This window comes from Streptomyces sp. NWU339 (assembly GCF_003143855.1).
GTDB lineage: Bacteria > Actinomycetota > Actinomycetes > Streptomycetales > Streptomycetaceae > Streptomyces.
Window position 1 is genome coordinate 1 of sequence record NZ_QFRK01000071.1, and the last position, 26,906, is coordinate 26,906.

Sequence of the window (26,906 nt, forward strand, 5' to 3'; positions counted from 1 at the left end):
CCTACACGGCGGTCGAGTCGGCGGCCGAGCGCCCGGCCCGCAGCGCGGGCACGATCGTCAAGGACGAGGGCGAGGGCGGCAAGCAGCTCGCCGAGTTCCTCGCGAGCCAGAAGTTCGTCTAGAGCCACCAGGCTCGAGCTCGCTTCCCGCCCCCCCGAAATCTTCGCAAGCAGGAGAGAAGAAGTCCCATGGCTGAAGTTCTCGTCTACGTCGACCACGCGGACGGCGCGGTCCGCAAGCCGACCCTGGAGCTTTTGACGCTGGCCCGCCGGATCGGCGAGCCGGTCGCCGTCGCGCTGGGCGCCGCCGCCGCCGCCACCGCCGGCGTGCTGGCCGAGCACGGCGCGGTGCGGGTGCTGACCCACGAGGCCGCCGAGTACGCCGACTACCTGGTGGTGCCGAAGGTGGACGCCCTGCAGGCCGCGGCCGCGGCCGTCTCCCCGGCCGCGGTGCTGGTCTCCTCGTCCGCCGAGGGCAAGGAGATCGCGGCCCGCCTGGCGCTGCGCCTGGGCTCGGGCGTGATCACCGACGCCGTCGACCTGGAGGCGTCCGAGGCGGGCCCGGTCGCGGTGCAGTCGGTGTTCGCCGCCGCCTTCACCACCCGCTCCCGGGTCTGCCGGGGCACCCCGGTCATCACGGTCAAGCCGAACAGCGCGGCGGTGGAGCCGGCCCCGGCCGCCGGCGCGGTGGAGGCGCTGGAGGTCACGTTCTCCGCGCAGGCCACCGGCACCAGGGTCGTGGCGCGGACGCCGCGGGAGTCGACGGGCCGTCCGGAGCTGACCGAGGCCGCGATCGTGGTCTCCGGTGGCCGCGGGGTGGGCGGCGCGGAGAACTTCGCGGTCATCGAGGCGCTGGCCGACTCGCTGGGCGCGGCCGTGGGGGCCTCGCGTGCCGCGGTGGACGCGGGCTGGTACCCGCACACCAGCCAGGTCGGCCAGACCGGCAAGAGTGTCTCGCCGCAGCTGTATGTGGCCGCCGGCATCTCCGGGGCGATCCAGCACCGGGCGGGCATGCAGACCTCGAAGACGATCGTGGCCATCAACAAGGACGCCGAGGCGCCGATCTTCGAGCTGGTCGACTACGGCGTGGTCGGCGACCTGTTCGACGTGGTCCCGCGGCTCACCGAGGAGATCAAGGCCCGCAAGGGCTGAATCCCGCCCCGGAGGGTCTGTTATGCGAACGGTCCTGTCTCACACTCGGTGATAGCGGAGAGTGATGCTATTCGAGGAGGATGCGGTGGCGGAGGAGGGGGGAAGCCTGCTCTGTGAGGTTGATCCCCCGGGAGCGGACACCGGGTTTCATGCGGCGAGTGACAACGTAGTTGATGTAGTCAGCTGCTGTTCGAGCTCGATCGGTGTGAAGTAGCCGAGGGCGGAGTGCCTGCGGCACCGGTTGTAGTGAGCGAGCCGACGGAACAGCTCGAGCCGCGTCTGGGCCTTCGAGGTCCAGCGCCGTCCGTGGAGCACCTGCGTTGGGATTCTCCTGCCAGGCGGCGGGCACCGGAACGGCCTCGCTCAGCTCCACGCACCAGGAATCGTCGGCAGAGCGTACTGGAACTGGATGGCGTAGTGACGGCCTGCATGAACCCGCAGCTCTGGCATGTCCGCAGGCTGTCACAGCAGCCGTGCCGGAGGCTCGCGAGTGTCCCGCTCAACATCTGGTCCGCCCAGCGTTTGCGGGACAACCCATAGCCGGACGGAGAAGGCCGGTGATGTGACGGGACGCCTTTTGGGAGTCCATGTCAGGGGGCTCCCGATCCACCATTACGGGCTCGTACCCGATGGCCTGATCAGGCCGTTGATTGGCGCCGGACCTCGCGTTCCGGCGCCAATCAGTGTTCTCCCGCACACGCGCCTGCGGGGGATCGCGTCGTGCGCTTGTCGCCGGCGCCCAGAGGACAGGCCGCAGCGTATTTGCCCGGGGGTGATGTGAGGTCAGTGACGGATCAAGGGGCGACAGGCGTTAGCGTGATGGGTGTTGGCGGCGAGCCCGTGCTGGTTCGTGCTGGTTTTAGAGACGCAGTAGGGGCAAACATGCAGGGCAGAGCGATTTCATGAAATTGCTGCACACTTCCGACTGGCACCTCGGCCGGTCGTTCCACCGGGTCGGCATGCTCGGTGCCCAGGCCGAGTTCATCGGCCACCTGGTGGCGACCGTGCGCGAGCACGCCGTCGACGCGGTGGTCGTGTCGGGAGACGTGTACGACCGTGCGGTGCCGCCGCTCGCCGCGGTGGAGCTGTTCGACGACGCCCTGCACCGCCTCGCCGGCCTCGGTGTGCCGACCGTGATGATCTCCGGGAACCACGACTCGGCCCGCCGTCTCGGCGTCGGTGCCGGACTCATCGGGTGTGCGGGCATCCACCTGCGGACCGACCCCTCGGCGAGCGGCACCCCCGTGATGCTGTCCGACGCGCACGGGGAGGTCGCCTTCTACGGGCTGCCCTATCTGGAACCGGCGCTGGTCAAGGACGAGTTCGGAGTGGAGAAGGCAGGCCACGAGGCAGTGCTCGCGGCCGCCATGGACCGGGTCCGCGCCGACCTCGCCGCCCGCCCGCGCGGCACCCGGTCCGTGGTCCTCGCGCATGCCTTCGTCACCGGCGGCGCACCGAGCGACAGTGAGCGGGACATCACCGTCGGCGGGGTCGCCGCCGTGCCCGCCGGAGTGTTCGACGGCGTCGACTACGTGGCGCTCGGCCATCTGCACGGCTGCCAGACCATCACCGAGCGGGTGCGCTACTCCGGCTCTCCGCTGCCGTACTCCTTCTCGGAGGCGGATCACCGCAAGAGCATGTGGCTCGTCGACCTGGCCGCCGACGGAACGGTCACCGCCGAGCGGCTCGACTGCCCGGTGCCGCGTGCCCTCGCCCGGATCCGCGGCACCCTGGAGGAACTGCTCGCCGACCCCGCCCTCGCGCGGCACCGGGAGGCGTGGGTCGAGGCCACGCTCACCGACCCGGCCCGCCCCGCCGACCCCATGGCCCGGCTCACCGAACGCTTCCCGCACATCCTGAGCCTCGTCTTCGAACCCGAACGCGCTCCCGACGACCCGGCGGTGTCCTACGCCCGGCGCCTCGCCGGCCGTGACGACCAGCAGATCGCTGAGGACTTCGTCGCCCATGTGCGCGGCACCGGCCCCGACGAGCACGAGCGGGTCGTCCTGTGGGACACCGTCGACGCGGTCCGCGCCGCCGAGGCCGTGAACGAGGTGGCGCGGTGAGGTTGCACCGGCTCGACATCACCGCCTTCGGTCCCTTCGGCGGCTCACTGACCGTCGACTTCGACGAACTCTCCGCCGCGGGCCTCTTCCTGCTGCACGGCCCCACCGGCGCCGGCAAGACCTCGATACTCGACGCCGTCTGCTACGCGCTGTACGGCTCCGTCCCCGGGGCCCGGCAGAGCGGGCAGGGCATGACGCTGCGCAGCGACCACGCGGCCCCCGCCACCCGCACGGGGGTCACCCTCGAACTCACCGTCGCCGGCCGTCGGCTGGAAGTCACCCGGCAGCCGCCCTGGCAGCGCCCGAAGAAGCGCGGCACCGGCACGACACTCGACAAGGCGCAGACCTGGCTGCGCGCATACGATCCGGCGAGCCGGTCCTGGAAGGACCTCAGCCGCTCCCACCAGGAGATCGGCGAGGAGATCACCCAGCTCCTCGGCATGAGCCGGGAGCAGTTCTGCCAGGTCGTCCTGCTGCCCCAGGGCGACTTCGCGCGTTTCCTGCGCGCCGACGCGGAGGCGCGCGGCAAACTGCTCGGCCGGCTCTTCGACACCCGCCGCTTCGCCGACATGGAGAAGCACCTGGCCGAACGCCGCCGTGCCACCGAGTCCCGGGTACGGGACGGCGACGCCGAACTGCTCGCCGACGCGCACCGGATGCAGCAGGCCGCGGGCGGGACCATGGAGCCGGCAGACCTCGTGCCGGGCGAGCCGGGGCTGGCCGAGAGCGTGTTGGGCGCGGCCGCCGTGGCCCGCAGCACCGCCCGCGAACAACTCGCCGTCGCCCACTGCCGCCTCGCCGCGGCCGAGTCCGCCCAGGCCGCCGCCGACCGGTCACTGGACGACGTACGCGAACGGGACCGGCTGCAGCGGCGGTTCGCCGAGGCACGGCAGCGCGCGGCACGGCTGGCGGAGCGGGCCGACGCCCGGCAGGAGGCGCAGTCGCGCCTGGACCGGTCCCGGAAGGCCGAGACGGTCGCCCCAGCCCTGGAACTGCGGGAGTCCGCCGACGCCGAACACCGGCGGGCGGCCGACGCCGAGGCGAGTGCCCGCGCCCTGCTGCCCCCGGCCCTCAGGGACGCGGGTGCGGCCGGGCTCGCGGCCGCCGCACGCCGGACCACCGAGGAGCTGGGCGGGCTGGAGTCGGCCCGCCGCGCCGAGCGGCGGCTCACGGAACTCCTCGAGGAGCGGGCCGACCTGGACCGCCAGGAGCGTGCCGACGACGACGTGCTCGACGAGTCCGAGGCGTGGCTCACCGGCTGGGAGGAGACCCGCACCGGCCTCCAGGCCCGTATCGAGTCCGCACAGGAGGCCGCGACCCGGGCCGGTGAGCTCGCCGTGCAACGCGACCCCGCGCACAAGCGGTTGACCGCCGCACGGCTGCGGGACCAGCTGGCCGAGGACGCCAGGAACGCCGCCGAACAGGCCCGCGTGGCCCGGGAACGGGCACTCGAGGCCAAACAGCACTGGCTCGACCTCAAGGAACAGCGGTTGGCCGGCATCGCCGCCGAACTCGCCGCGGGCCTCACCGACGGCGACCCCTGCGCCGTCTGCGGGGCCACCGAACACCCCGCCCCCGCCCGCAAGGTCACCGGCCATGTCGACCGCGAGGCGGAGGAGCGGGCCCTGGCCGCCCACCAGAGCGCCGAGGAGCACCGGACCGACCAGGAAGGCCGCCTCGGCGCCGTACGTGAGGCGCTGGCCGCCGCCGGAGCGGAGGCGGGGGACACGTCGACCGCTCACCTCGCCCAAGAGGTGGAGGAGTTGGAACGGCGGTACGCGCAGGCCCGGGATGCCGCCTCCGTTCTGCACTCCGCCCAGGAACAGCTGCGCCAGGCGGAACACGAACGTGAACGACGCGTCGCCGCCCAGCGGGAGGCGGCCGTCCGGACCGCCGCCCGGGCGGGCCACCGGGAGCGGTTGGACCGTGAACAGGCCGCGCTGGAGAAGGAGTTGACGCAGGCGCGGGGCGACGCGGACAGCGTGGCCGCGCGCGCCGCGCAACTGGAGCGACGCGCCGCACAGTTCACCGACGCCGCCGACGCCGCCCGCGTCGCCGAAGGCACCGCACAGCGGCTCAAGGAGGCCGACGGCCGGCTCGCCGACGCCGCCTTCCGGGCCGGCTTCGCCACCCCGCGGGCGGCGGCCGAGGCACTTCTCGACGCGACCGCCCACCGCGAACTGCGGGACCGGCTGGAGGCCTGGCAGCAGGAGGAGGCCGCCGTACGCACGGTGCTCGCCGAGCCGGGCACCGCGGCCGCCGCCCAGCAGCCCCCCGCCGACCTCACCGCCGCACAGCGCACCGCCGAGGACGCGGACCGCAGGACGCGCGCGGCGGCCTCCGCACGTGACGCCGCCGCCCGCCGCTGCGCCGAACTCGACCGGCTCTCCGCGCGGGCCACCGCCTCGGCGCGCCGGCTGGCGCCGCTGCGCGAGGAGTACGACCGGGTGGCCCGCCTGGCAGGCCTCACCGCGGGCACCTCGGCCGACAACGAACGCAGGATGCGCCTGGAGTCCTACGTCCTGGCCGCCCGTCTGGAGCAGGTCGCCGCCGCGGCGACCGCCCGGCTGCACCGCATGTCCTCCGGCCGCTACACCCTGGTGCACTCCGACGACCGCACCGGACGCGGGCGCAGCGGCCTCGGACTGCATGTCGTGGACGCGTGGACCGGCCGGGAGCGGGACACCGCGACCCTCTCGGGCGGCGAGACCTTCTTCGCCTCGCTCGCCCTCGCGCTCGGACTCGCCGACGTCGTCACCGACGAGGCCGGCGGGGTCCGGCTGGACACCCTCTTCATCGACGAGGGCTTCGGCAGCCTCGACGACCAGACGCTCGACGAGGTCCTGGACGTTCTGGACTCCCTGCGCGAACGCGACCGCAGCGTGGGCATCGTCAGCCATGTCGCCGACCTGCGCCGCCGGGTCCACGCCCAACTCGAAGTGGTGAAGGGCCGGTCGGGCTCGACGCTGCGGCAGCACGGCGTCACCTGAGCCGAACCCGTGGGCACACCAGTGGAATCGGGCGGTGGCCCCCTCATGGCGGTGCCGGAGACGGTGCTGCCGTTCCGGACGGGCGCCGCCGGCGAGGAGACGGCCTCCGCCCACGACCGGGCCGGTGAGGCGGACGGACCCGTCGGACTCCTCCCGGTGGGCGACTCCACGGCCCTGACCCGGCAGGGATATTCACGTGCGCCGGCCGCCGGCGCCCCTCATCATGGGCGACCATGCCCAAGCTCCCGCATCCCGCCCCCGAAGCCCTCCGCCGTGACCCACTGCCCCTGCGCGGCCGTACCGCGCTGGTCACCGGGGCCAGCAGACGCGGCGGCATCGGACACGCCGTGGCCCGCCGTCTCGCCGCCCACGGAGCGAGCGTCTACCTCCACCATCACGTCCCGCACGACGCCGCCATGCCCTGGGGCGCCGACCGTACCGAGGACGTGATCGCCTCCGTACGGGAGGCCCTCGGCGACCCCTCGGCGCGGGTGGCCGCCGGTCCGGGCGACCTCGCCGACCCGGCCGTGCCCGCCGAACTCCTCGACCGGGCAGCCGCCGCACTCGGCGGGCAGCTCGACATCCTCGTCGCCAACCACGCCCTCAGCGGCTCCGACGGCGACCTCGACACCGTCGACGCCGCCATGCTCGACGCGCACTGGGCCGTCGACACCCGCTCGGTGCTGCTGCTCGTCCAGGCCCACGTCCGGCACCGGGCCGCCCTGCGGCCGCGCACCCCGGGCGGGCGCGTGATGATGATGACCTCCGGGCAGGACATCGCCGGCGGCATGCCCGGCGAGATCGCCTACGCCCTGCAGAAGGGCGCGCTCGCCTCGATCACCCGCTCCCTGGCGACCACGCTCGCCGAGCACGCCGTCACCGTCAACACCGTCAACCCCGGCCCGGTGGACACGGACTACCTGACCGGCGACGCCTACGAGGCCGTCGCCGCGCGCTTCCCCGGCGGGCGGTGGGGGATGCCCGACGACCCAGCCCGTCTCATCGCGTGGCTGGCCACGGACGAGGCGGGCTGGGTCACGGGGCAGGTCATCGATTCCGAGGGCGGCTTTCGGCGTTGACGGCCCGGCTCACAGCGCCGACAGTTCGTCCACCAGGTCGTCCAGGCCCAGCGAGCCCTGGGACAGCGCCGCCATGTGCCAGGCCTTGGGGTCGAAGGCGTCGCCGTGCCGCTCGCGGGCGTTCTCCCGGCCGAGCAGCCAGGCCCGCTCGCCGAGCTTGTAGCCGATGGCCTGGCCGGGAATCGTCAGATAGCGGGTCAGCTCGCTCTCCACGTAGTCCGCGGGACGGCTGCTGTGCGCCCCGAAGAACTCCTCGGCCAGCTCCGGCGTCCAGCGCTCACCCGGGTGGAACGGCGAGTCCGCCGGGATCTCGAGCTCCAGGTGCATGCCGATGTCCACGATGACCCGGGCGGCCCGCATCATCTGCGCGTCCAGGTAGCCCAGCCGCTCCTCCGCGTCCGCGAGGAACCCGAGCTCGTCCATCAGTCGCTCCGCGTACAGCGCCCAGCCCTCGGCGTTGGCGCTCACCATGCCCACGGAGGCCTGGTAGCGGGACAGGTCCTCGGCCACGTGCGCCCACTGCGCCAGCTGGAGGTGATGACCGGGGACGCCCTCGTGGTACCAGGTCGACACCAGGTCGTAGACCGGGAAGCGGGTCAGTCCCATGGTCGGCAGCCAGGTGCGGCCCGGCCGCGAGAAGTCCTCCGACGGAGGCGTGTAGTACGGCGCCGCCGCGCTGCCCGGCGGGGCGATCCGCGACTCCACCCTCCGCACCCGCTCGGCGAGGTCGAAGTGGGTGCCGTCCAGGGACTCGATCGCCCGGTCCATCAGGCCCTGCAGCCACTCGCGGACCTCGTCGACGCCCTCGATGTGCCGGCCGTGCTCGTCGAGGTGCGCGAGCGCCACCCACGGCGTCTCGGCACCCGGCAGGATCTTCTCGGCCTCCTTCCTCATCTCGCCGAGCAGACGGTGGTACTCGGCCCAGCCGTAGGCGTACGCCTCGTCCAGGTCGAGATCGGTGCCGTTGAAGTACCGGGCCCAGCGGGCGTACCGCTCCCTGCCCACAGTCTCCGGGGCGCCCTCGATCGCCGGCGCGTACACGTCGCGCATCCAGTCCCGCAGCTCCACCACGGCCGCGGTCGCGGCGCGGGCCGCCTCGTCCAGCTCGGCGCGCAGCGCGTCGGGTCCCGCCGCGGCGAAGTCCTCGAACCAGCCGCGGCCCTCGCCGGTGTCCGCCCACTCGGTGAGCTGCCCGACGAACGTGGCGGTCGGACGCGGAGCCGCGTACAGCTTGCGCTCCAGGCCGAGTGCGAGGGACTCCCGGTAGCCCGCCAGCGCGGCCGGCACCGCGCGCAGCCGCTCGGCGACCGCCGCCCAGTCCTCCTCGGTCTGCGTCGGTGTCACGGTGAACACCTCGCGCACCGCGTGGGCGACCGTGCCCAGGTTGCCGACCGAACGCAGCCCCTCGTCGGCCTCGTACACGGCGATCTCCGCGGTGAGCCGCTCCCGCAGCAACCGGGCGCAGCGGCGCTCGATGCCGCTGTCCGCGCCGGGCCGGGCCTCGGCCTCGTCGAGCCGGGCGAGCGTGGCCCGCTGGAGCTCCGCGAGCGCCGTCTGGCCCGCGGGCGAGAGATCGGGCAGACGGCGGGAACTCTCCTGCACGCCGAGATACGTACCGGTGACCGGGTCGAGGGCGATGAGCTCGTCGACGTAGGCGTCGGCGACCTCGCGGGGCAGTGGGCTGTTGGTCTGTGACATGCGGACCATCCTGGTATGCGGCCCGCCGCCCGTCACCCGGTTTGAGCCGAGGGCGAAGGCGGCAGCAGCGGGCCGCAGTCCCACTGCTGGAAGATCAGCCGGGTCTCCACGCGCGCGACCTCCCGCCGCGACGTGAACCCGTCCAGCACCAGACGCTGCAGATCCGCCATGTCCGCGACCGCGACATGGATCAGATAGTCGTCCGGTCCGGTCAGATGGAAGACGGTCAGTGACTCCGGCAGCGCCCTGATCCGCTCCACGAACGGTCCCACCAGCTCCCGCCGGTGCGGTCTCACCTGCACCGACAGCAGCGCCTGAAGTCCCCGCCCCAGCTTGGCCGGGTCCAGTTTCAGCCGATGCCCGAGGATCACGCCGGAGCGCCGCAGCCGGGCCACCCGGTCCAGGCAGGTCGACGGCGCGACCCCGACCTGCGCGGCGAGGTCCCGGTACGTCATCCGGGCGTCGTTCTGCAGCAACCCCAGCAGACGCAGGTCCACCGGATCCAGTACGACGGATTCAGCCATGGGCCGAACGTAGCACGGAGATCTCCGCCGACCACCCCTCCTGTGTTCACCCTTCGGTCCATGGACTGGGACAAGGACTGGGACAAGGACCTGCGCGCGGACACGCGCGGCACCACGAGAGCACTCGCCACCGAGGCCGTGCACGCGGGCCGGGACGACCTCGCCCGGCAGGGACTGCACGCCCCGCCGATCGACCTGTCCACCACCTACCCCTCGTACGACAGCCGCGGCGAGGCCGCTCGCATCGACTCCTTCGCCGCCACCGGCGCGGAACCGGACGGCCCGCCCGTCTACGGGCGGCTCGGCAACCCGACCGTCGCCCGCTTCGAGACCGCCCTGGCCCGCCTGGAGGGCACCGAGGCCGCGGTCGCGTTCGCCAGCGGCATGGCCGCGCTCAGCGCCGTCCTGCTGGTGCGCGGCTCCATGGGCCTGCGCCACGTCGTCGCCGTACGCCCCCTGTACGGGTGCAGCGACCACCTGCTGACCGCCGGGCTGCTCGGCTCCGAGGTGACGTGGACCGACCCGGCCGGGGTCGCCGACGCGCTGCGCCCGGACACCGGTCTGGTCCTGGTGGAGTCGCCGGCCAACCCGACCCTCGCCGAGGTCGATCTGCGGGCCGTCGCCCATGCCTGCGGCTCGGTGCCGCTGCTCGTCGACAACACCTTCGCCACCCCGGTCCTCCAGCGTCCGGCCGGGCACGGGGCGCGGCTGGTGCTGCACAGCGCCACCAAGTACCTCGGCGGGCACGGCGACGTACTGGCCGGCGTGGTGGCCTGCGACGAGGAGTTCGCGGGACGGCTGAGGCAGATACGGTTCGCGACCGGTGGCGTGCTGCATCCGCTGGCGGGCTACCTGCTGCTGCGGGGCCTGTCGACGCTTCCGGTACGGGTCCGGGCCGCGTCGGCCAACGCCGCCGAACTCGCCCGTCGGCTCGCAGCCGATCCGCGCGTGGCCCGTGTGCACTACCCGCGCATCGGCGGGGCGATGGTCTCCTTCGAGGTGCACGGGGACCCGCACGAGGTGATCGGCGGGGTACGGCTCATCACCCCGGCGGTGAGCCTCGGCAGCGTGGACACCCTCATTCAGCACCCGGCGTCCATCAGCCACCGCATCGTCGACGCCGACGACCGCAGGGACGCGGGAGTGAGCGACCGGCTGCTGCGGCTGTCGGTCGGCCTGGAGGACGTCGAGGACCTGTGGGCGGACCTGAACGGGGCGCTGGGGGAGCGGGCCGGGGCACCGGAGGGCGTCCGCACGCGTGGGACGGCCGGCCGGCCGGAGGTGCCCGCTCAGAACTGAGCGGGCTGTGCCCCGCGCGGATGCCGAACGGTCCGGCGGACACCGCCGGACCGTTTTGTCCCGCGTCAGGTGTCCCGCGTCAGGTGTCCCGCGTCACGGGGCCGGTGGCGCGGTGGTCCACTACCGGCGGCCGGTCCGTGAGCCGTGCTCCCGCTCCTCCTGCGCGTGACGGGCCCGTGCCGGGTCCAGACGCGCGGTGACGACGAGGGTGCTCTCCTCGACCTGGTAGTCGAGGGGCAGGCCCAGCCCGCGCATCGCGGCGACCATCCCGGTGTTGGACGCCTGCGTCACGGCGTAGACATGGGCGCACCCCGCCTCGGTGGCCATCGACACCAGCCGGGTCAGGAGCTCGGTGCCGATGCCCCGGCGCTGCCAGGCGTCCTCGACGAGCAGTGCCACCTCGGTCTCGTCGCCGTCCCACAGCAGGTGACCGAGGCCGACGATGCGGCCGGAGGCGGTCCGTACGGCGAGCGTACGGCCGAAGCGGGGGCCGAGCAGGTGATTCAGGTAGCGGTCCGCGTCGCCGACCGGTCCGTGGTACCGCCGGCGCAGGGTCTCGGGCGAGCACCGCTCGTGCATCGCCCGCGCCGCCTCCAGGTCGCCGGTGTCCGCCCGGCCCACGGTGATGTCGCTGCCCTCGGGCAGGGTGAGGACGTCCTGGCCGCGCGGGACCCGGGGGCCGAGCCGGGCGTCCAGTTCCACCAGGGCCCGTGCTCGGGCGAACTCGGTGGGCGTGAAGGGCAGATGCGGCCGCTCCACGGTGAGCACGCCGCCCTCCGGGGCGCGCAGCCGCATCACGGTGTCCTCCAGGGTCCCCTCCACCGGGACGCCCTCCGGCACCGACCGCCCGCCGCCCGGGGCGGCGGGCAGTGAACGGATCGTGCACCGCCCCAGCAACTGCCGTAGCGCCAGCGGAAGTTCCGCGCCGTCCAGGGCCGTGCGTGCGGCGAGTTCCAGCATCCGGGTCGGGGCGTCCACCAGATCGTGGGCGTCGGCCCGCTCGGTCCAGGTGTCCGTGCCCCCGGCGCCCGTCACCGCCGTCGTGAGACCGGTGGCGGTCAGGTCGGCCGGGGCGCGCAGCAGGAACTCGTCGACCGTGGCCTCGCCCAGCGGGTGCGTCTGCAGGCTCAGGATGTCGACCCGGTGCTCGGCCAGCGCCGTGCACAGCGCGGCCAGCGCGCCCGGTTCGTCCCGTACCGTCGTCCGCATCCGCCACAGGGCGCTCTCCGGCGGCCGGCTTTCCGCGGCCCCGTCGGCATCGGGTGCGGGCGGGGCGTGACCGTGGCGGCGTGCCCACCAACTGTGGAACGCCGCCGTGAAGCGCGTGGTCGGTTCCCCCTCCGGCTGTCCCTGCGCGGGACGGCCGTGCCGGGTGTGCGTCACATCGGGCATGTCTCGGCTCATGCGGCCACTGTGAAGGAATCGTGTTTCGTGGCCGCCAACACGCCATGACTGACGAGTAAAGAGTTCTTATGGGGCTTATGGCCCTTTTGGTGCTTCACTGGCCTACCAGTCCCGGCCGCAGTCGCTTGGTGTAGAGCACGGTGCCGTCTTGCTCCCGCAACCGTACGGTCAGTTCTCCGCTGCCGCCGTCGATGTCGACCTCGCCGAAGAACTGGTACCCGCCGGCGGGCGAGACGTTCGACGCGGTCGGCGCCTTCACGAACACCCGCTCCGGACCGAAGGTGCCGTCGAGCGCGCTCGCCGGGAAGGCACCCGCGTTGAGCGGCCCGGAGACGAACTCCCAGAACGGCTCGAAATCGTCGAACGCGGCCCGTGCGGGCTGGTAGTGCTGGGCAGAAGTGTGGTGCACATCGGCCGTCAGCCACACCGTGCCGGTGATCCGCCGGTGCTTGACGAACCGCAGCAGCTCCGCGATCTGCAGCTCGCGCCCCAGCGGAGCCCCCGGGTCGCCCTGGGCCACCGCCTCGACGTGCTGCTCGCCCTCGGTGGTGTCGGACACGATCAGGCCGAGCGGCATGTCCGCGGCGATCACCTTCCACACCGCCCGCGACCGCGCCAGTTCCCGCTTGAGCCATTGCAGCTGCTCGCGCCCGAGGATGCCCTGCGGGTCCACGGTCTGGTCACCGGGGGAGTTGGCGTTGCGGTACGTCCGCATGTCCAGCACGAACACGTCCAGCAGCGGCCCCTGCCGCAGCACCCGGTGCACCCGGCCCTCGCGGGCACCCGGCCGCAGCGTGGACATCGGGAAGTACTCACCGAACGCGCGGCGCGCCCGTGCCGCCAGTACATCGACGCTCTTCTCCGTGTAGCGGGTGTCCGTGTCCGTGATCCGCTGGCCCGGGTACCAGTTGTTGCGCACCTCGTGGTCGTCCCACTGCACGATGGACGGGACCCGTGCGTTGAACCGGCGGAAGTGCTCGTCGAGCAGGTTGTAGCGGAAGTTGCCGCGGAACTCGGCCAGGGTCTCGGCGACCTTGGACTTCTCCTCCGTGGTGATGTTCCGCCAGATGCTGCCGTCCGGCAGCGCCGCGGTCGCCGGGATCGGCCCGTCGGCGTAGACGGTGTCGCCGCTGAACAGGAAGAAGTCGGGGTCGAGCCGGGCCATCGCCTCGAAGATCCGGTAGCCGCCGAAGTCGGGGTTGATGCCCCAGCCCTGGCCCGCCAGGTCGCCCGACCACAGGAACCGCACGCCGTCGCGCCGCCGCGCGGGCACCGTCCTGAACGTACCGGTGACCGGTTCGCCGAAGCGGCGCGGGTCGTCGGGGTCGGCGAGCCGCACCCGGTAGTGGATCTGCTCGCCGGCCGGCAGTCCGCCCAGCCGGACCGTCCCGGTGAAGTCCGTGCCGGGCCCGAGCAGCGGGCCGTGCAGACGGCGCGGGTGCCGGAACGACTCGGTCGCCGACGTCTCGACGATCATCCGGGCCGGGCGGTCGGAGCGCACCCACACCAGCCCGGAGTCGCGCGTCACGTCGCCGCTCTGCACGCCCCACTTCGCCTCCGGGCGCCCGGACCGGGCGAACGCGGGCGCCGTCCCGACGGTGGTGGGCAGGGCCAGGGCGGCCGAGGCCGCGAGCGAGCCGCGCAGAACGGCGCGGCGGCCGGGGAGCGAGGGGTGTGACATGGATGCGCCTCCAGGGGACGGGAGTTCCGGCCGGTGTGCGCTGCCACAAGTACTCGTGCGGCACGGCTCGCACGCAAACCCCAAGTGAACAACTCGCTGCGGCTCCCTATGGGTTGACGCGCCGTCAACCCTGCGTTCCACGCGTCCCGTCACCCCGCCGCCCCGGTCCGCCCGGCGCGGGGCCGCACCGGGCGGACAGCGCCGCGCCGTTCAGCGGCTGCCGTCGAGGAGGACGCGGGCGACCAGCGCCGGGTCGTCGTTCATGGGGACGTGACCGCAGCCGGGCAGCCGGATCAGCCGCGCCCGGGGGATCACCCGCTTGGCGCGGACCCCCTGACGGGGGATGAGCAGCCGGTCGCGGGCGCCCCAGGCGACGGTGACCGGGACGCCGGGCACATCGTCGGTGAACCGCACCGCGGTGCCCGCCCGGAGCGTCTCGGTGAAGCCGGTGGCACCGGCCAGCGCGAGCGTCTCGGCGACCACCGCCTCGGGCGAACGGCGTCCCGGACGGGCGTAGACGGTGCTGGTCAGCGCCGCTCGCCCGGCCGCCGAGCGGGCGAGCCGCTCGATCAGCGGCAGCGGCATCCGCTCCGCGACGCGCCGCATCCCGATCAGTACGCCGAAGGCGTAGCGCCGCTCGGCCTGCGTCCAGAACCCGGCGGGGGACAACGCGGTGACGGACCGTACGAGGTTCTGGCGGCCGAGCTCCAGCGCCAGAAGCCCGCCGAGCGAGTTGCCCGCGACATGCGGCCGGTCGAGCCCCAGCTCCTCGCACAGGGCGCCCAGGGCGGTGTTCATGGTGGGCAGGTCGTGGGCGAGGCCGGCCGGCAGCGCCGGGGAGGCGCCGAAGCCGGGCAGGTCCACGGCGATCACCTCGCGCTCGGTGGCGAGGATGTCCACGACCGGGTCCCAGGCCTGACGGTGGTGACCGATGCCGTGCAGCAGGAGCAGCGGTTCGCCGCGGCCCACGCGCGCGTAGGACAGGGTCACGGTCTGCGGGCCGTGCGGAGAGGTGACCTCGAACGAGACGGTCGCGGACATGAAGGTGCTCCTCGTCTGGGACTCGCGGTGGGACGCCGCCTGACGTCGTAGACAGCTTGTCAGCAATTACTACCGACGGGTAGCCCCCGGACCCGGTTCCGGGCTCCGGCTCCGCGAGGCGTCCGAATCCGCCTGGACACGGGCCGTACGGGTCGGTTGGGATGGAGAGGTGAGCACCGACACCGTGACCGATGCCTTCGAAGAGCACCGTCCCGTCCTCCAGGGGGTGGCCTACCGCATGCTCGGCCGGGTGGCCGACGCCGAGGACGTGGTTCAGGAGGCGTGGCTGCGCTGGGCGGGCGGGGACCGGTCCGATGTCCGTGAGGCGCGCGCCTACCTGGTACGTGTCACCACCCGCCTCGCCATCGACCGGCTGCGTCAGATCAAGGCGCGGGGCGAGACGTACGTCGGCCCGTGGCTGCCCGAGCCGTATGCCACCGACTTCGGCGACACCGCCCCGGACACCGCCGAGCAGGCGGTGCTCGCCGACTCGGTCTCGCTCGCCGTCCTGGTCGTCATGGAGTCCCTGTCCCCGCTGGAGCGCGCGGTGTTCGTCCTGCGCGAGGCGTTCGGCTACCCCTACACCGACATCGCCGCCATGCTCGACCGCGGCGAACCGGCGGTGCGCCAGCTCGCCACGCGGGCCCGCAGGCACGTCGAGGACCGGCGTCCGCGCTACGACGTCGACCCCGCCCGGCGCCGCGAACTGACCGAGCGGTTCCTGGCGGCGGCCGGCGGCGGTGATCTGGAGGGACTCCTGGAACTGCTCGCCCCCGACGTGCGTCTCGTCAGCGACAGCGGAGGCAAGGTCTCCGCCGCGCTGCGCGTCCTGGAGGCCGCCGACAAGGTGGGCCGCTTCGTGCTCGGCGTCGCCCGCAAGAGCCTCCGAGGCGACTTCTCGGCCCGCTTCCTGGAACTCAACGGAGGTCCCGCGGCGCTGCTCCTCGTCGGCGGCACGCCCGACTCCGTCGTCCAGCTGGATGTCGCCGACGGGCGCGTCCAGGCGGTCTACGTCATCCGCAACCCCGACAAGCTGCGTTCGCTGGTGGCGGCCCCGTAGGGGTTCGGTCACCCGGCAACGGGGCCCGCGTCATCCGGCGAGGGCTCCCTCGTCATGTCCGATTGGTATTGACCAAGGGTGGAGGCCGCCATATGGTCGCGGATAAGTGAAACAACCTTTAATAAACAAGGGCGCGAAAACGCCACCGGACCTGACGATCGCGGAGGACAGGGTGGGGACCACGCAGTTGGACACGGTGCCGGAACCGAAGTACTGGCACCTCAGGACCGTGCTCAGCGAGGCGCTGGACTCGGAGTTCTCCGTGGGCGAGATCCTGCCCAACGAGCGCGACCTCGCCGCCCGCTTCGGCGTGGCCCGTGCCACCCTGCGCCAGGCGCTGGAGCAGCTGGAACTGGAAGGCAGGCTGGAGCGCCGCCGCGGTGTGGGCACCACCGTCGCCCCGCCGCGCATGGGTGTGGCCGTCGGTACGGCGCAGCACGCCTGGCCGGGCGGGCCCGACGACGCCTGGCAGACCCTGGACTGCACACTCGAGGTGCCGCCCGCGGCCGTCACCGAGGCCCTGGTGACCGGCCGGGACGAGCCCGTGCACACCGTCCGGCGGTCCCGGGTGTCCCAGGGCCGGCCCGTCGCCACCGAACTGCTGTACGTCCCGGCGGCCTCGGTGCCCGGCCTCTCCGCCATCGACGCCCCGTCCGGGGCCGCACGCGCGCGTGCGGTACTGCGGGAACTGCGCCACCTGGAGCTGGAGCGGCACGAGAACGCGGTGGAGCTCGGCTCCGCCCGCGCGGACGAGGCCAGGGACCTGGACCGACTGCCGGGCGCGCCCGTCCTCGTCGTCACCACCCGCTTCATCGCCCGGGGCCGGGTCTCCGCGCTCTCCGTGGCCACCTACCGCGCGGACACCTGCCGGCTGACCTTCGGCGACTCCGGAGGCGTGGAGATCGACCACGGCCCCGAACGCCGCGCTTCCTGAACACCGCGCTTCCCGGGCGTTCCGGGCGCGGGCGGGGCGAGGCCGGTGACGGGGCCGCCCGGCCGCCGTCTACCGGCGGGCCGTCACCGTGCCTTCCACGGCGAAGAGTTGCTCTTCCACATGGTCCAGGGCGAGCCGCACCGCGCCCGTCGCCACCGCCGCCTCCCCGAGACGGGACAGCGCGACCTTCGGCGGACGCAGGCAGTAGCGGGCCAGTTCACGCCGCAGCGGTTCCAGGACCCCGTCCAGCCCTGCCGCCCAGCCGCCGATCACGACGAGTTCCGGGTCGAGGGCCAGCACCAGCGCCGCCACGTCGTGGACCAGCCGCTGGATGAAGCGGTCCACGGCCGCGAGGGCCCGCTTGTCGCCCTCGCGGGCCTGGGCGAAGACCTCGGCCACCGCCTGCTCGTCGAGCGGGTGCAGCGGCTCGTCCGTGGTGGACAGCAGCTTCTCGGGGGTCGCCCCGCGGCCCAGCAGATGCAGCGCCCCGATCTCGCCGGCCGCCCCGCCGTACCCCCGGTGCAGCCGCCCCCCGATCAGTGAACCGGCGCCGGGACTCAGCCCGGCCAGCACGAACACCACGTCGTCGGTCCCGGTGGCGACGCCCTTCCAGTGTTCGGCCACGACCGCCGCGTTGGCGTCGTTCTCGACCAGCACCGGGCACGTGAAGGACCGGCTCAGCCGCTCGCCCAGACCCAGCCCCGTCCACCCGGGCAGCGCCGTGCCCAGCCGTACCGTGCCGTCCGCCTCGACGATCCCGGGCGTACCCACGCCCACGGCCCGCAGCGAGTCGCGCGGCACCCCGGCCCGGCGCAGCAACTCGGCGACGGCGGCGCGCAGCCGCTCCAACCGTCCGTCGGCGTCGACCCGCTCACCGACCTCCTTGGCCTGGGCGCCGATCACCCGGCCGTCCAGATCGGCCAGCAGCGCGGCCACCCGGTGCGGCCCGATCTCCAGGCCCAGGAGATGCCCGGCCTCGGCCCGGAACCGGAACCTCCGGGCCGGCCGCCCCTGCCGTCGCGCCGCCCCCTCCTCGGCCGCCGCCTCCACGACGAGACCCGCCTCGATCAGGCCCTCCACGACGCCCTCGACGGTGGGCCGTGACAACCCCGTCACCCTGGTGACCTCGGTCAGCGTCGCGCAGTCCGTGGCCCGCAACGCGTGCAGCACCACCGCGGAGTTGATCCTCCGCAACAGCGAGGGATCCCCGCCGGTCAGCCGACTCACCGTCCGTCCTCCCAGCTCGTGCGCGTGTGGGCCGGATGGTACTCGGCGCGGCACACCCCGGCGACCTCCGGGCGGAACCCCGCGGTCCGCCCCGCGGGCAGCCGCTCCGGCCCGCCCAGGGAAGCGGCTCATCCCGGCGCCACGAACCCCGACTCGTACGCCGCGATCACCGCCTGCGTGCGGTCGCGCGCCCCGAGCTTCGCCAGCACGGCGCTCACATGCGACTTCACCGTCTCCGTGCCCACCACCAGCCGGGCGGCGATCTCCGCGTTCGACAGCCCCCGGGCCATCAGCCGCAGCACCTCCGCCTCGCGCTCGGTCAGCCGCGCCCGCTCCAGCACGTCCCGCGCCGCGCGATTGCCGCCGTCGTCGCCGTACTCGGCCGCGAGCCGGCGCACCGAGGCGGGGAACAGCAGCGACTCGCCCTCGGCGACCAGCCGCACCGCGTGCACGATCTCCGCAGGCCGCGCCCGCTTCAGCAGGAACCCGTCGGCCCCGGCGCGCAGCGCCTCGTACACGTACTCGTCGTTCTCGAACGTCGTCACCACGAGGATCTTCGGCGGCTCCTCGACCGTCCGCAGCAGCGCGCGCGTGGCCTCGATCCCGTCCAGCAGCGGCATGCGCACGTCCATGGCGACCACGTCCGGCCGCAGCCGCCGTACCAGCGGGATCACCGCCGCCCCGTCGGCCGCCTCCCCGACCACCTCGAGGTCGGGCTGCGCTTCCAGAACGGCGCGTAACCCCGCGCGTACGAGGGGCTCGTCGTCGACGAGCAGAACGGTGACCGGCATCCGGCCAGCCTAGATCAACGCATCTCGGCTCCGGCCAGCGGCAGTTCGGCCCGCACCGTCCAGTCGTCCCCGTCCGGCCCCGTCCGCGCGCGGCCCCCGAGCAGGGCTGCGCGCTCCCGTATGCCGCGCAGTCCGCTGCCGCGCCCGGGGCCGGGCACGTCCCCCGGCAGCGGGTTGCGGACCTCCAGGAGCAGGGTGCCGTCGGCGACGCGGATCCGGACCCGCACGGGAACCGTCCCCGCGTGCCGCAGCGCGTTGGTCAGCGACTCCTGCAGGATGCGGTAGCCCTCACGGGAGACCGGGCCGGACACGGTGTCCACCGGGCCGGTCACCTCGGCGTCGACCTTCGCCCCGGAGGCCCGGGCGGACTCCAGCAGGCGGTCCGCGTCCGCGAGCGTGGGCCTGCTGCTCACAGGCTTCCGCGCCTCGCGCAGGACGCCGAGGACCCGCTCCAGGTCCTCCAGGGCGGCCCGGCCGGTCTCCTCGATGGCGGCCAGCGCCCGGTCGGTGAAGGCGAGGTCGCCCGCCGCCCGCGCGGCGCCGGCCTGCACGACGGCGACCGTCAGGGCGTGGCCGATGGAGTCGTGCAGCTCGCGTGCGATGCGGGTGCGCTCCAGGAGCTGCTCGGTCCTGGCCTCCATGGCGGCCAGGCGTTCGGCGGGGGAGGGGCCGAGCAGACGGCGCGCGGCGGCGGTGACCAGCTCGCCGAGGCCCACCATCAGCGGCCCCGCCGCGAGCAGGGGGAGCGGCACCAACAGGGCGTAGGCCCAGTGCGGCTGCGCGTCCTCCAGAAAGGGCAATTCCTCGGGCATGTGTCCCGTGGCGCTCTCACCCAAGAGGTACGCCAGATAGAACGGCCAGACCGTGACGTACCCCACCACCACCATCAGCACCATCCGCACCGCCAACCACAGCACGGTCCGCAGCCGGTCCTGCCACGTCGCCGACGGCTTCTGGGAGATCCCCGGCTCCCGTTCGCCGGGGGTCAGCATCAACTGGGCCTGCACGCCCTCGACCCTGCGCACCGAGGGAACCAGGCCCAGCGGGAGCAGCACGAGCGCGGGCACCCACGGTGCCTCCGGATAGATGAAGATCCATATGCTGAACGGCAGCCAGGGCACCCACATGTGCAGCAGGCGCGAGTACGTCGCCCCTCGCAGGAGCGCACGCAGAACGGTGACCATCGCGCCATCGTGCCAGCCGTCACCGGCGACCGACCTCCCCCGCCCGGGGGAGATCCTCTCCCCGCGCGGGGGAGGCGCCGGCTCCCGGACCGCGGCCACGCTGGTGCACATGACCAGCATCGACGTCCAGAACCTCACCAAGGAGTACGGCACCCGGCGGGCCGTCGACGACCTCACCTTCCGCGTCCCGCCCGGCCGGGTCACCGGCTTCCTCGGTCCCAACGGTGCCGGCAAGTCCACCACCATGCGCCTGGTACTCGGCCTCGACCGGCCGACGTCCGGCTCCGCCACCGTCGGCGGACGCGCCTACGCCACCCTCCCCGAGCCCCTGCGCCGGGTCGGCGTCCTGCTCGACGCGCAGGCCGCGCACGGTTCCCGCACCGGCCGCGACCACCTGCGCGTCCTGGCGGCGAGCAACCGCATCCCGGACCGCCGGGTCGACGAGGTGCTGGAGGAGACCGGCCTGGGCCCGGCGGCCCGCCGCCGGGTGCGGACGTACTCCCTGGGCATGCGTCAGCGGCTCGGCATCGCCGCCGCGTTGCTCGGAGACCCGGAGGTGGTCATGCTCGACGAGCCCTCCAACGGCCTGGACCCGGAAGGCATCGTGTGGATCCGCACCCTGCTGCGCCGCCTCGCGGACGAGGGACGGACCGTCCTGGTCTCCAGCCACCTGATGAACGAGACCGCCTCCTTCGCCGACCACCTGGTCGTCCTCGGGCGGGGCCGGCTGCTGGCCGACACCCCGGTGCGGGAGTTCATCCGCGCACGTGTGCGGCCCACCGTCCGCGTCCGCACCTCCGACCCCACCGCCCTCAAGGAGGCGCTCGCCCGGGAGGACCACGCCATGGTGGAGCACCCGGACGGGCACTGGACCGTGCCGGACGCGCGGGTGGACGACATCGGACGCCTCGCCTCCGCCGCAGGGGTGCCGATCCTCGAACTCGCGGCGGACGAGGGCACGCTGGAGCAGGCCTATCTGGACCTGACCGCGGCCGAGACCGAGTTCACCGCACAGCCCCAGGAGGCCTGACCATGCAGTTCGCACCCGTACTCCGGTCCGAGTGGCTGAAGATCCGCACGCTCCGCTCGCTCCCCGGGGCCCTCCTGGCACTGTTCGCCGTGACCACGGCGTTCTCCGCGCTCGCCGGCATCTCGGAGATGCCGGACGACTTCGACCCGCTGTACATCTCCCTGTCCGGCGTCATGCCGGGCCAGATCGCCGTGATCTCCTTCGGAACCATGGCCGTGTCGGCGGAGTTCCAGAACGGCGCCCTGCGCGTCTCGCTGGCGGCGGTTCCGCAGCGCGGCCGCTGGTTCGCCGCCAAGGTGGTGGCGAACGCCGTACCGGCGCTCGTCGCCGGGCTGCTGACCGCCCTCGCCGCGCTCCTCGCGGCACGCGCGGGACTGGGCTCCCTGGCGGACGGTCTCACCGGGGGCGAACAGGTGCGCGGGGTCGTGGGCTGCGGTGTCTACCTCATGCTGATGGCCCTGTTCGCCGCGGGCCTCACGACCCTGCTGCGCAGCGGGGTGGCCACGCTGTCCGTGCTGATCCCGTTCATCGTCGTCGTGTCCTTCGTGATCGGCGACGCGGCCGGTCCCGTCGTCGACTTCCTGCCCGACCGGGCCGGACAGCTGGTCTTCCAGCAGAACCACGAGGGGCCGCTGGGCCCTTGGTCGGGGCTCGCGGTGACCGCGCTGTGGACCGCGGCCGCCCTGCTGGCGGGGGCGTGGAGCCTGCGGCGCCGGGACGCCTGACGGGCAGAAGGCTGACGCGCCGCCAAGTGCCGTTGGTGACGGGACCACTGGATCCATGAGCGTCGCACAGCACATCGCCGTCATCGACGAGCTGTGCTTCCGCCCCTTCCCCGCGGAGCACGGCCCGTCGGACGGCGACTTCGCAGGCCCGTGCGGGAGCCCGAGGCCCAACTGCCGTTGGTGATCACGGAGAAGCCCCCGCCCTGACGTACGGGTCGATCGCGTAACCCGCGTCACATACCAGGCATACGGCGAGGAATCCGGTGACCCGTCGCAGTTGCGACTTGTAAAGAAAGAGCTGCAAAGAGGGGGATGTGATCGCTGCGAAGGTGGACAGAATGAGTATTGAAGTGTAAACATCTGCTGTCTGCCTGGCAGGGCTTGAGGGCGGCCAGCCGCGTATCTCGGTGCGACCGAAGATCGCTGCCGCCAGTGGCAGTTGCCGCCCTGCGGTTGGTTTGCGGGCCCAAAGGGGTCCGCAGTTTTGTGAGCTCCCCCGGCTCACGCGATGACGCGTCGGGTGGCGGGGATGGAGCACGCTCCGCGCCCACGGCGCGCGGATGCGTTCGGCATGCCGCGAGCGAGCCCTTCGGTGCCGTCGGCGGCGCCCGGCTCCGCGAGACGAAGGAGGTACGTCCGTTGGACGGCATGGAAACGGCCCAGTTCAGTGCCGTAATTGTCGTTGGCCTACTGGTCCTCTTCTACGGTGGGACCTTTCTCATCTCGACCCGGATCGGCAAGAAGGAAGAGAACGCCGACGGGTACATGACTGCTGGTAACAACATCGGATTCGGCATCTCGGCCGCCAGCATGACGGCGACGTGGATCTGGGCGGCCTCGATGTACGCCTCCGCCACGTCGGGTTACACCTACGGCATCTCGGGCCCCATCCACTACGGGCTCTGGGGCGCCCTGATGATCCTTTTCATCTACCCCTTCGGCAAGCGCATCCGCTCCGTCGCCCCCAGGGCGCACACCCTGGCGGAAGTCATGTACGCCCGCCACGGCCGCTCCAGCCAGCTGATGCTCGCGGGCTCCAACGTCGTCGGCAGCCTCATCAGCCTGATGTCGAACTTCATCGCCGGCGGTGTGCTGATCTCACTCCTGTCGCCGTTCAACTTCATCCAGGGTGTCCTCTGCGTCGCGACGGGTGTCCTGCTCTACACCCTGTGGTCCGGGTTCCGCGCCTCCGTCATGACCGACTTCGTGCAGGTCGTGGCGATGCTCGGCGCCGTCGCCGTGATCGTTCCGTTCATCTTCTTCGCGGCCGGCTTCCCGGCGGCGTTCGAGACCGGCGCGGTGAACCTGACCCCGCAGCAGGGGAACTTCTTCTCCAGCGAGGCCTTCATGGGGCAGGGCGCCCCCTACATCGCCGCGGTGCTGGCCTACGCGATCGGCAACCAGACCATCGCCCAGCGCCTGTTCGCGGTGAAGCAGAGCCTGATCAAGCCCACCTTCATCACCGCGACCATCGGCTACGGCGGCATGGTGATCGGCGTCGGCATGCTCGGCGTGCTCGCCCTCTACCTGGGCTTCGAGCCGTCCGGCGGCGACGTGAACAACCTCATCCCCGAGATGGCCGCAACCTATCTGCCGCCCGCGCTGCTGGCCCTCTTCTTCATCATGATCGTCGGCGCACTGTCCTCCACCGCCGACGCCGACCTCGCCGCCCTCTCGTCGATCACGATGGCCGACATCTACGGCCGGGGCGTGGCGGCCAAGAGGAAGGCCAACCCGAAGACGATGCTGCTGGTCGGCCGGCTCACCATGGTGGTGGCCACCGCACTGGCCGTGACGTTCGCCAGTCTGCGGCTGAGCATCCTCGATCTGCTCGTCTTCGTCGGCGCGCTGTGGGGCGCGCTCGTCTTCCCGGTGCTGGCCAGCTTCTACTGGGAGAAGGTCACCAGCAAGGCGTTCACCACCTCGGTGCTCGCGGCGCTCGCGGTGTTCCTGCCCGTGCGCTTCAGCTGGATCCCCGTGGACGGTGCCTTCGGCATCGTCGTGGACGTGCTGGCCGTCCTCGGCATCGGTGTCGTGCTCGGCCTGATGGTGTTCGGCTTCCTGGGCGTCAAGGCAGGGAAGATCGTCGGTGCGCTGGCCGTACTGGTCTCCGCGCCGTTCGCGATCGGATCCCTGCACGAGTACGCGACGCTGTGCGGTTCGCTCGTCGCCTACTCGGTGAGCACCGTCATCTGCTGGGCCATGTCCGCGCGCCAGGGGGAGAGCTTCGACTTCTCCGTCATCGCGGAACGCACCGGCAACTTCGACGACGGGGGCGCCGCGGCGACCGCCGACGGGAACGGTGAGACGCCTGGTGTCCCGAGCCCGGCGCCGGCCCCCTCGGGAACACCGGGCGGACGTGAGCCCGAGCCCGTCGCACCCACCAAGTAAGTCACACCGAGCAAGTCGAGAGGAGGCACAGTGACCGCCGCCCTGAGCGTCTACGTCCTGATGTGGCCCGTCATCGTGGCCGTCATCCTGTTCGTGATCAGCCGTGGGTTCTTCCGCGAGTGGGCCGACGCCCGCCGCAACGGCCGGGACATGATCTGACCCCTGGTCGTGCGCGAGCCGCGTCCTTCGGCACCCCGACGGGGTGCCGAAGGACGCGGCTCGCGCATTCCGGGCCCTCAGTCCTGGGCCGGGCGGGTCAGAGGATCGCCCCCGGGGCGTAACCGGCGGCCTCCGGGTGCTGCTTGACGATGTCGTCGACACGGCCGACGACGGCGGCGACCTGGGCACTCGCGGCGCCCGTGAAGGACAGCTTGTCCGCCATCAGCGCGTCGAGTTCGGACCGGCCGAGCGGGAGGCGCTCGTCGGCCGCGAGCTTGTCCAGCAGGTCGTTGCGCTCGGCGCCCTGCTCACGCATCGCGAGGGCCGTCGCCACGGCGTTCTCCTTGATCGCCTCGTGCGCGACCTCACGGCCGACACCCGCGCGCACCGCACCCATCAGCACCTTGGTGGTGGCCAGGAACGGCAGGTAGCGGTCCAGCTCCCGGGCGACGACCGCCGGGAACGCACCGAACTCGTCGAGCACCGTCAGGAACGTCTCCAGCAGACCGTCGAGCGCGAAGAACGCGTCGGGGAGCGCCACCCGGCGCACCACCGAGCAGGACACGTCGCCCTCGTTCCACTGGTCTCCCGCCAGCTCCCCGGTCATCGAGGCGTAGCCGCGCAGGATCACCATCAGGCCGTTGACGCGCTCGCAGGAGCGGGTGTTCATCTTGTGCGGCATGGCGGACGAACCGACCTGGCCCGGCTTGAACCCCTCGGTGACCAGCTCGTGCCCGGCCATCAGCCGGATCGTCTTCGCCAGTGACGACGGCGCCGCCGCCAGCTGCACCAGCGCGGTCACCACCTCGTAGTCCAGCGACCGCGGGTAGACCTGGCCGACCGAGGTGAACGCCTCCGCGAAACCCAGGTGACCGGCGGTCCGCCGCTCCAGCTCCTCGAGCTTCGCCGCGTCGCCGCCCAGCAGGTCCAGCATGTCCTGTGCCGTACCGACAGGGCCCTTGATGCCCCGCAGCGGGTAACGGCCCAGCAGCTCCTCCAGCCGGTCGTACGCGACGAGGAGCTCGTCGGCGGCGGTGGCGAACCGCTTGCCGAGGGTGGTGGCCTGCGCCGCCACGTTGTGCGAGCGGCCGGCCATGACCAGCTCGCTGTACTCACCGGCCAGCCTGCCGAGCCGGGCCAGCACCGCCACCGTACGGTCGCGCATCAGCTCCAGCGAGAGCCGGATCTGCAACTGCTCGACGTTCTCGGTCAGGTCGCGGGAGGTCATCCCCTTGTGCACGTGCTCGTGCCCGGCGAGGTCGTTGAACTCCTCGATCCGTGCCTTCACGTCATGCCGGGTGACCTTCTCGCGCTCGGCGACGGAGTCCAGGTCGACCTGGTCGAGGACACGCTCGTAGTCGGCGATCGCCGCGTCCGGCACCTCGATGCCGAGGTCCTTCTGGGCCCGCAGCACGGCGAGCCAGAGCTGCCGCTCCAGCCTCACCTTCTGCTCGGGCGACCAGAGCGTGGCGAGCTCGGCGGAGGCATAACGTCCGGCGAGAACGTTCGGGATACGGGGCTTGGCGGGCGCAGCAGTCACGTGTACGGAGTCTACTGGCGATTCGTGCAGGCCAGCGCCATGGGGTGATTCGGAGGAAGCTACGAGGCGAACCACGGGGAACGGTGAGCACCCCCGATACCCCCCCGATGCCCCGCCGCCCTCAGCCCTTCGGCGCCCTCGGTGTCACCGGCCGGAGTACGGCAGCAGTTCGGGGCGCTTCGGCGGCAGGCCGTCGCCCGAGGAGCGGCCGGTGAGGCGGCGGCCGATCCACGGGAGCAGGTGCTGCCGTGCGAACCGGGCGTCCGCCACCCGGCGCGCCGGCCAGCTCGGCGGCAGCGTGGCCTCCGGGGGCAGCTGCCACTCGGGGTCCTCGGGCGGATACCCCAGCGTCTGCCACACCGCCTCGGCGACCCGGCGGTGCCCGTCGGCGGTCAGGTGCAGCCGGTCCACGTCCCACAGCCGCGGATCGCCGAGCGAGGGCGCCCCGTACAGGTCGACGACCAGGGCGCCGTGCCGTTCGGCGAGCTCGTCGACGCAGGCGAACAGCGCCTCCATGCGGGGCCGGAAACGCTCCTGCACGGGCCCCTGGCGGGCCGGGCTGCGCATCAGTACCAGCTGCCCGCAGTGCGGGGCCAGCCGCTCCACCGCCTCGGTCAGCAGATCCCGTACCAGGCCCATGTCGCACTTGGGCCGCAAGGTGTCGTTGAGCCCGCCGACCAGGGTGACCACGTCGGCCCGCATGGCCGCCGCGGTGTCCACCTGTTCCTCGACGATCTGCCGGATCAGCTTGCCGCGCACCGCGAGGTTGGCGTACCGGAACCCGGGGGTGACGGCCGCCATCCGCGCGGCGAGGACATCGGCCCAGCCCCGGTACGTGCCGTCGGGCAGCAGGTCCGACATGCCCTCGGTGAAGGAGTCGCCGACCGCGACCAGGCTGGTGTGAGTGGGGTTCGTCTGCATGGCGACAGAGA

22 protein-coding genes and 3 pseudogenes are annotated in these 26,906 nt (G+C 72.8%); 14 read left to right on the plus strand and 11 right to left on the minus strand.

From position 1 onward, the window contains the following. Together DIZ27_RS39910 and DIZ27_RS39915 are read left to right on the plus strand one after the other, a co-directional pair. Nucleotides 1–122, plus strand: a pseudogene (locus DIZ27_RS39910) (electron transfer flavoprotein subunit beta); the annotation flags it as partial. Nucleotides 123–188: 66 nt separating this feature from the next. Beyond that, nucleotides 189–1,151 carry an electron transfer flavoprotein subunit alpha/FixB family protein gene (locus DIZ27_RS39915; RefSeq protein WP_109383245.1) on the plus strand — a complete coding sequence of 321 codons (963 nt, stop codon included), beginning with the start codon at nt 189–191 and terminating at the stop codon, nt 1,149–1,151. Nucleotides 1,152–1,298: 147 nt separating this feature from the next. Here the strand turns inward: DIZ27_RS39915 and DIZ27_RS49045 are convergent. Then, a pseudogene (locus DIZ27_RS49045) lies at nt 1,299–1,463 on the minus strand (integrase core domain-containing protein); the annotation flags it as partial. A gap of 590 nt (nt 1,464–2,053) precedes the next feature. Between DIZ27_RS49045 and DIZ27_RS39925 the strand changes: the two are divergent. From DIZ27_RS39925 to DIZ27_RS39940, 4 genes and pseudogenes are all read left to right on the plus strand, one after another. After that, nucleotides 2,054–3,217, plus strand: a complete 1,164-nt coding sequence (locus DIZ27_RS39925; protein ID WP_109383247.1) for an exonuclease SbcCD subunit D — start codon at nt 2,054–2,056, stop codon at nt 3,215–3,217. After that, nucleotides 3,214–6,207, plus strand: a complete 2,994-nt coding sequence (locus tag DIZ27_RS39930) for an AAA family ATPase (RefSeq protein ID WP_109383248.1) — start codon at nt 3,214–3,216, stop codon at nt 6,205–6,207. Before DIZ27_RS39925 ends, DIZ27_RS39930 begins: the two co-directional genes overlap by 4 nt. Before the next feature lie 45 nt (nt 6,208–6,252). Then, nucleotides 6,253–6,391 (plus strand): annotated as a pseudogene (locus tag DIZ27_RS39935) (hypothetical protein); the annotation flags it as partial. 49 nt (nt 6,392–6,440) lie between these two features. Further along, entirely contained in the window at nt 6,441–7,286 is an 846-nt protein-coding gene (locus tag DIZ27_RS39940; RefSeq protein WP_109383249.1) for an SDR family oxidoreductase, read from the plus strand. A 9-nt stretch (nt 7,287–7,295) separates the two neighbouring features. Here the strand turns inward: DIZ27_RS39940 and DIZ27_RS39945 are convergent, their stop codons facing one another. After that, nucleotides 7,296–8,984 (minus strand): DUF885 domain-containing protein, encoded by a 1,689-nt coding sequence (locus tag DIZ27_RS39945; protein WP_109383250.1) that lies wholly within the window; start codon nt 8,982–8,984, stop codon nt 7,296–7,298. 32 nt (nt 8,985–9,016) lie between these two features. After that, complete coding sequence (locus tag DIZ27_RS39950) at nt 9,017–9,508, minus strand: Lrp/AsnC family transcriptional regulator (protein ID WP_109383251.1); 492 nt, start codon at nt 9,506–9,508, stop codon at nt 9,017–9,019. 60 nt (nt 9,509–9,568) lie between these two features. Between DIZ27_RS39950 and DIZ27_RS39955 the strand changes: the two genes are divergently transcribed. After that, nucleotides 9,569–10,807 carry a PLP-dependent aspartate aminotransferase family protein gene (locus tag DIZ27_RS39955; RefSeq protein WP_109383271.1) on the plus strand — a complete coding sequence of 413 codons (1,239 nt, stop codon included), beginning with the start codon at nt 9,569–9,571 and terminating at the stop codon, nt 10,805–10,807. 120 nt (nt 10,808–10,927) lie between these two features. Here the strand turns inward: DIZ27_RS39955 and DIZ27_RS39960 are convergent, their stop codons facing one another. The 3 genes from DIZ27_RS39960 to DIZ27_RS39970 form a co-directional block, all read right to left on the minus strand. Further along, nucleotides 10,928–12,211, minus strand: coding sequence for a GNAT family N-acetyltransferase (locus DIZ27_RS39960; protein WP_258308786.1), 1,284 nt, complete (start codon nt 12,209–12,211; stop codon nt 10,928–10,930). Between the two features lie 94 nt (nt 12,212–12,305). Then, a complete protein-coding gene (locus DIZ27_RS39965; protein WP_109383253.1) occupies nt 12,306–13,892 on the minus strand; it encodes an alkaline phosphatase in 1,587 nt (528 codons plus the stop codon). 210 nt (nt 13,893–14,102) lie between these two features. Continuing rightward, on the minus strand, nt 14,103–14,933 hold the full coding sequence (locus tag DIZ27_RS39970; RefSeq protein ID WP_181383930.1) for an alpha/beta fold hydrolase: 831 nt from the start codon (nt 14,931–14,933) through the stop codon (nt 14,103–14,105). A gap of 169 nt (nt 14,934–15,102) precedes the next feature. Between DIZ27_RS39970 and DIZ27_RS39975 the strand changes: the two genes are divergently transcribed. After that, nucleotides 15,103–15,993, plus strand: a complete 891-nt coding sequence (locus DIZ27_RS39975; RefSeq protein WP_109383255.1) for an RNA polymerase sigma-70 factor — start codon at nt 15,103–15,105, stop codon at nt 15,991–15,993. A 172-nt stretch (nt 15,994–16,165) separates the two neighbouring features. After that, nucleotides 16,166–16,927 carry a GntR family transcriptional regulator gene (locus DIZ27_RS39980; protein ID WP_109383256.1) on the plus strand — a complete coding sequence of 254 codons (762 nt, stop codon included), beginning with the start codon at nt 16,166–16,168 and terminating at the stop codon, nt 16,925–16,927. Nucleotides 16,928–16,996: 69 nt separating this feature from the next. Here the strand turns inward: DIZ27_RS39980 and DIZ27_RS39985 are convergent, their stop codons facing one another. The 3 genes from DIZ27_RS39985 to DIZ27_RS39995 all read right to left on the minus strand — a co-directional run bounded on the left by DIZ27_RS39985 (nt 16,997) and on the right by DIZ27_RS39995 (nt 20,129). After that, entirely contained in the window at nt 16,997–18,154 is a 1,158-nt protein-coding gene (locus DIZ27_RS39985) for an ROK family protein (protein WP_109383257.1), read from the minus strand. A 128-nt stretch (nt 18,155–18,282) separates the two neighbouring features. Further along, nucleotides 18,283–18,945 carry a response regulator transcription factor gene (locus DIZ27_RS39990; protein ID WP_109383258.1) on the minus strand — a complete coding sequence of 221 codons (663 nt, stop codon included), beginning with the start codon at nt 18,943–18,945 and terminating at the stop codon, nt 18,283–18,285. A 14-nt stretch (nt 18,946–18,959) separates the two neighbouring features. Then, nucleotides 18,960–20,129, minus strand: coding sequence for a sensor histidine kinase (locus tag DIZ27_RS39995; protein ID WP_109383259.1), 1,170 nt, complete (start codon nt 20,127–20,129; stop codon nt 18,960–18,962). A 109-nt stretch (nt 20,130–20,238) separates the two neighbouring features. Here DIZ27_RS39995 and DIZ27_RS40000 point away from each other — a divergent pair, with 109 nt between their 5' ends. The 5 genes from DIZ27_RS40000 to DIZ27_RS46625 all read left to right on the plus strand — a co-directional run bounded on the left by DIZ27_RS40000 (nt 20,239) and on the right by DIZ27_RS46625 (nt 24,434). Continuing rightward, on the plus strand, nt 20,239–21,159 hold the full coding sequence (locus DIZ27_RS40000) for an ABC transporter ATP-binding protein (RefSeq protein ID WP_109383272.1): 921 nt from the start codon (nt 20,239–20,241) through the stop codon (nt 21,157–21,159). A gap of 2 nt (nt 21,160–21,161) precedes the next feature. Then, complete coding sequence (locus tag DIZ27_RS40005) at nt 21,162–21,884, plus strand: ABC transporter permease subunit (RefSeq protein WP_109383260.1); 723 nt, start codon at nt 21,162–21,164, stop codon at nt 21,882–21,884. A gap of 55 nt (nt 21,885–21,939) precedes the next feature. Continuing rightward, the gene (locus DIZ27_RS48000; protein ID WP_258308789.1) at nt 21,940–22,068 is read left to right on the plus strand and encodes a hypothetical protein; all 129 of its coding nucleotides are present in this window, start codon (nt 21,940–21,942) and stop codon (nt 22,066–22,068) included. A 464-nt stretch (nt 22,069–22,532) separates the two neighbouring features. Beyond that, complete coding sequence (locus DIZ27_RS40010) at nt 22,533–24,275, plus strand: sodium:solute symporter family protein (RefSeq protein WP_109383273.1); 1,743 nt, start codon at nt 22,533–22,535, stop codon at nt 24,273–24,275. 30 nt (nt 24,276–24,305) lie between these two features. Beyond that, nucleotides 24,306–24,434: a putative transporter small subunit gene (locus DIZ27_RS46625; protein ID WP_258308787.1), complete on the plus strand. Its 129-nt coding sequence runs from the start codon at nt 24,306–24,308 to the stop codon at nt 24,432–24,434. Between the two features lie 97 nt (nt 24,435–24,531). Here the strand turns inward: DIZ27_RS46625 and purB are convergent, their stop codons facing one another. Continuing rightward, the gene (gene purB / locus DIZ27_RS40015; protein ID WP_109383261.1) at nt 24,532–25,974 is read right to left on the minus strand and encodes an adenylosuccinate lyase; all 1,443 of its coding nucleotides are present in this window, start codon (nt 25,972–25,974) and stop codon (nt 24,532–24,534) included. A 144-nt stretch (nt 25,975–26,118) separates the two neighbouring features. Continuing rightward, complete coding sequence (locus DIZ27_RS40020; protein ID WP_109383262.1) at nt 26,119–26,895, minus strand: SGNH/GDSL hydrolase family protein; 777 nt, start codon at nt 26,893–26,895, stop codon at nt 26,119–26,121. Nucleotides 26,896–26,906 lie beyond the last annotated feature (11 nt).

Excerpts from the sequence above, each read along its gene's own strand:
- DIZ27_RS39915 (WP_109383245.1), top strand. The coding sequence starts at position 189 with ATGGCTGAAGTTCTCGTCTACGTCGACCACGCGGACGGCGCGGTCCGC.
- DIZ27_RS39925 (WP_109383247.1), top strand. The coding sequence starts at position 2,054 with ATGAAATTGCTGCACACTTCCGACTGGCACCTCGGCCGGTCGTTCCAC.
- DIZ27_RS39940 (WP_109383249.1), top strand. The coding sequence starts at position 6,441 with ATGCCCAAGCTCCCGCATCCCGCCCCCGAAGCCCTCCGCCGTGACCCA.
- DIZ27_RS39945 (WP_109383250.1), bottom strand. The coding sequence starts at position 8,984 with ATGTCACAGACCAACAGCCCACTGCCCCGCGAGGTCGCCGACGCCTAC.
- DIZ27_RS39950 (WP_109383251.1), bottom strand. The coding sequence starts at position 9,508 with ATGGCTGAATCCGTCGTACTGGATCCGGTGGACCTGCGTCTGCTGGGG.
- DIZ27_RS39955 (WP_109383271.1), top strand. The coding sequence starts at position 9,569 with ATGGACTGGGACAAGGACTGGGACAAGGACCTGCGCGCGGACACGCGC.
- DIZ27_RS39960 (WP_258308786.1), bottom strand. The coding sequence starts at position 12,211 with ATGAGCCGAGACATGCCCGATGTGACGCACACCCGGCACGGCCGTCCC.
- DIZ27_RS39965 (WP_109383253.1), bottom strand. The coding sequence starts at position 13,892 with ATGTCACACCCCTCGCTCCCCGGCCGCCGCGCCGTTCTGCGCGGCTCG.
- DIZ27_RS39970 (WP_181383930.1), bottom strand. The coding sequence starts at position 14,933 with ATGTCCGCGACCGTCTCGTTCGAGGTCACCTCTCCGCACGGCCCGCAG.
- DIZ27_RS39990 (WP_109383258.1), bottom strand. The coding sequence starts at position 18,945 with ATGCCGGTCACCGTTCTGCTCGTCGACGACGAGCCCCTCGTACGCGCG.
- DIZ27_RS39995 (WP_109383259.1), bottom strand. The coding sequence starts at position 20,129 with ATGGTCACCGTTCTGCGTGCGCTCCTGCGAGGGGCGACGTACTCGCGC.
- DIZ27_RS40000 (WP_109383272.1), top strand. The coding sequence starts at position 20,239 with ATGACCAGCATCGACGTCCAGAACCTCACCAAGGAGTACGGCACCCGG.
- DIZ27_RS40005 (WP_109383260.1), top strand. The coding sequence starts at position 21,162 with ATGCAGTTCGCACCCGTACTCCGGTCCGAGTGGCTGAAGATCCGCACG.
- DIZ27_RS48000 (WP_258308789.1), top strand. The coding sequence starts at position 21,940 with ATGAGCGTCGCACAGCACATCGCCGTCATCGACGAGCTGTGCTTCCGC.
- DIZ27_RS40010 (WP_109383273.1), top strand. The coding sequence starts at position 22,533 with ATGGAAACGGCCCAGTTCAGTGCCGTAATTGTCGTTGGCCTACTGGTC.
- DIZ27_RS40020 (WP_109383262.1), bottom strand. The coding sequence starts at position 26,895 with ATGCAGACGAACCCCACTCACACCAGCCTGGTCGCGGTCGGCGACTCC.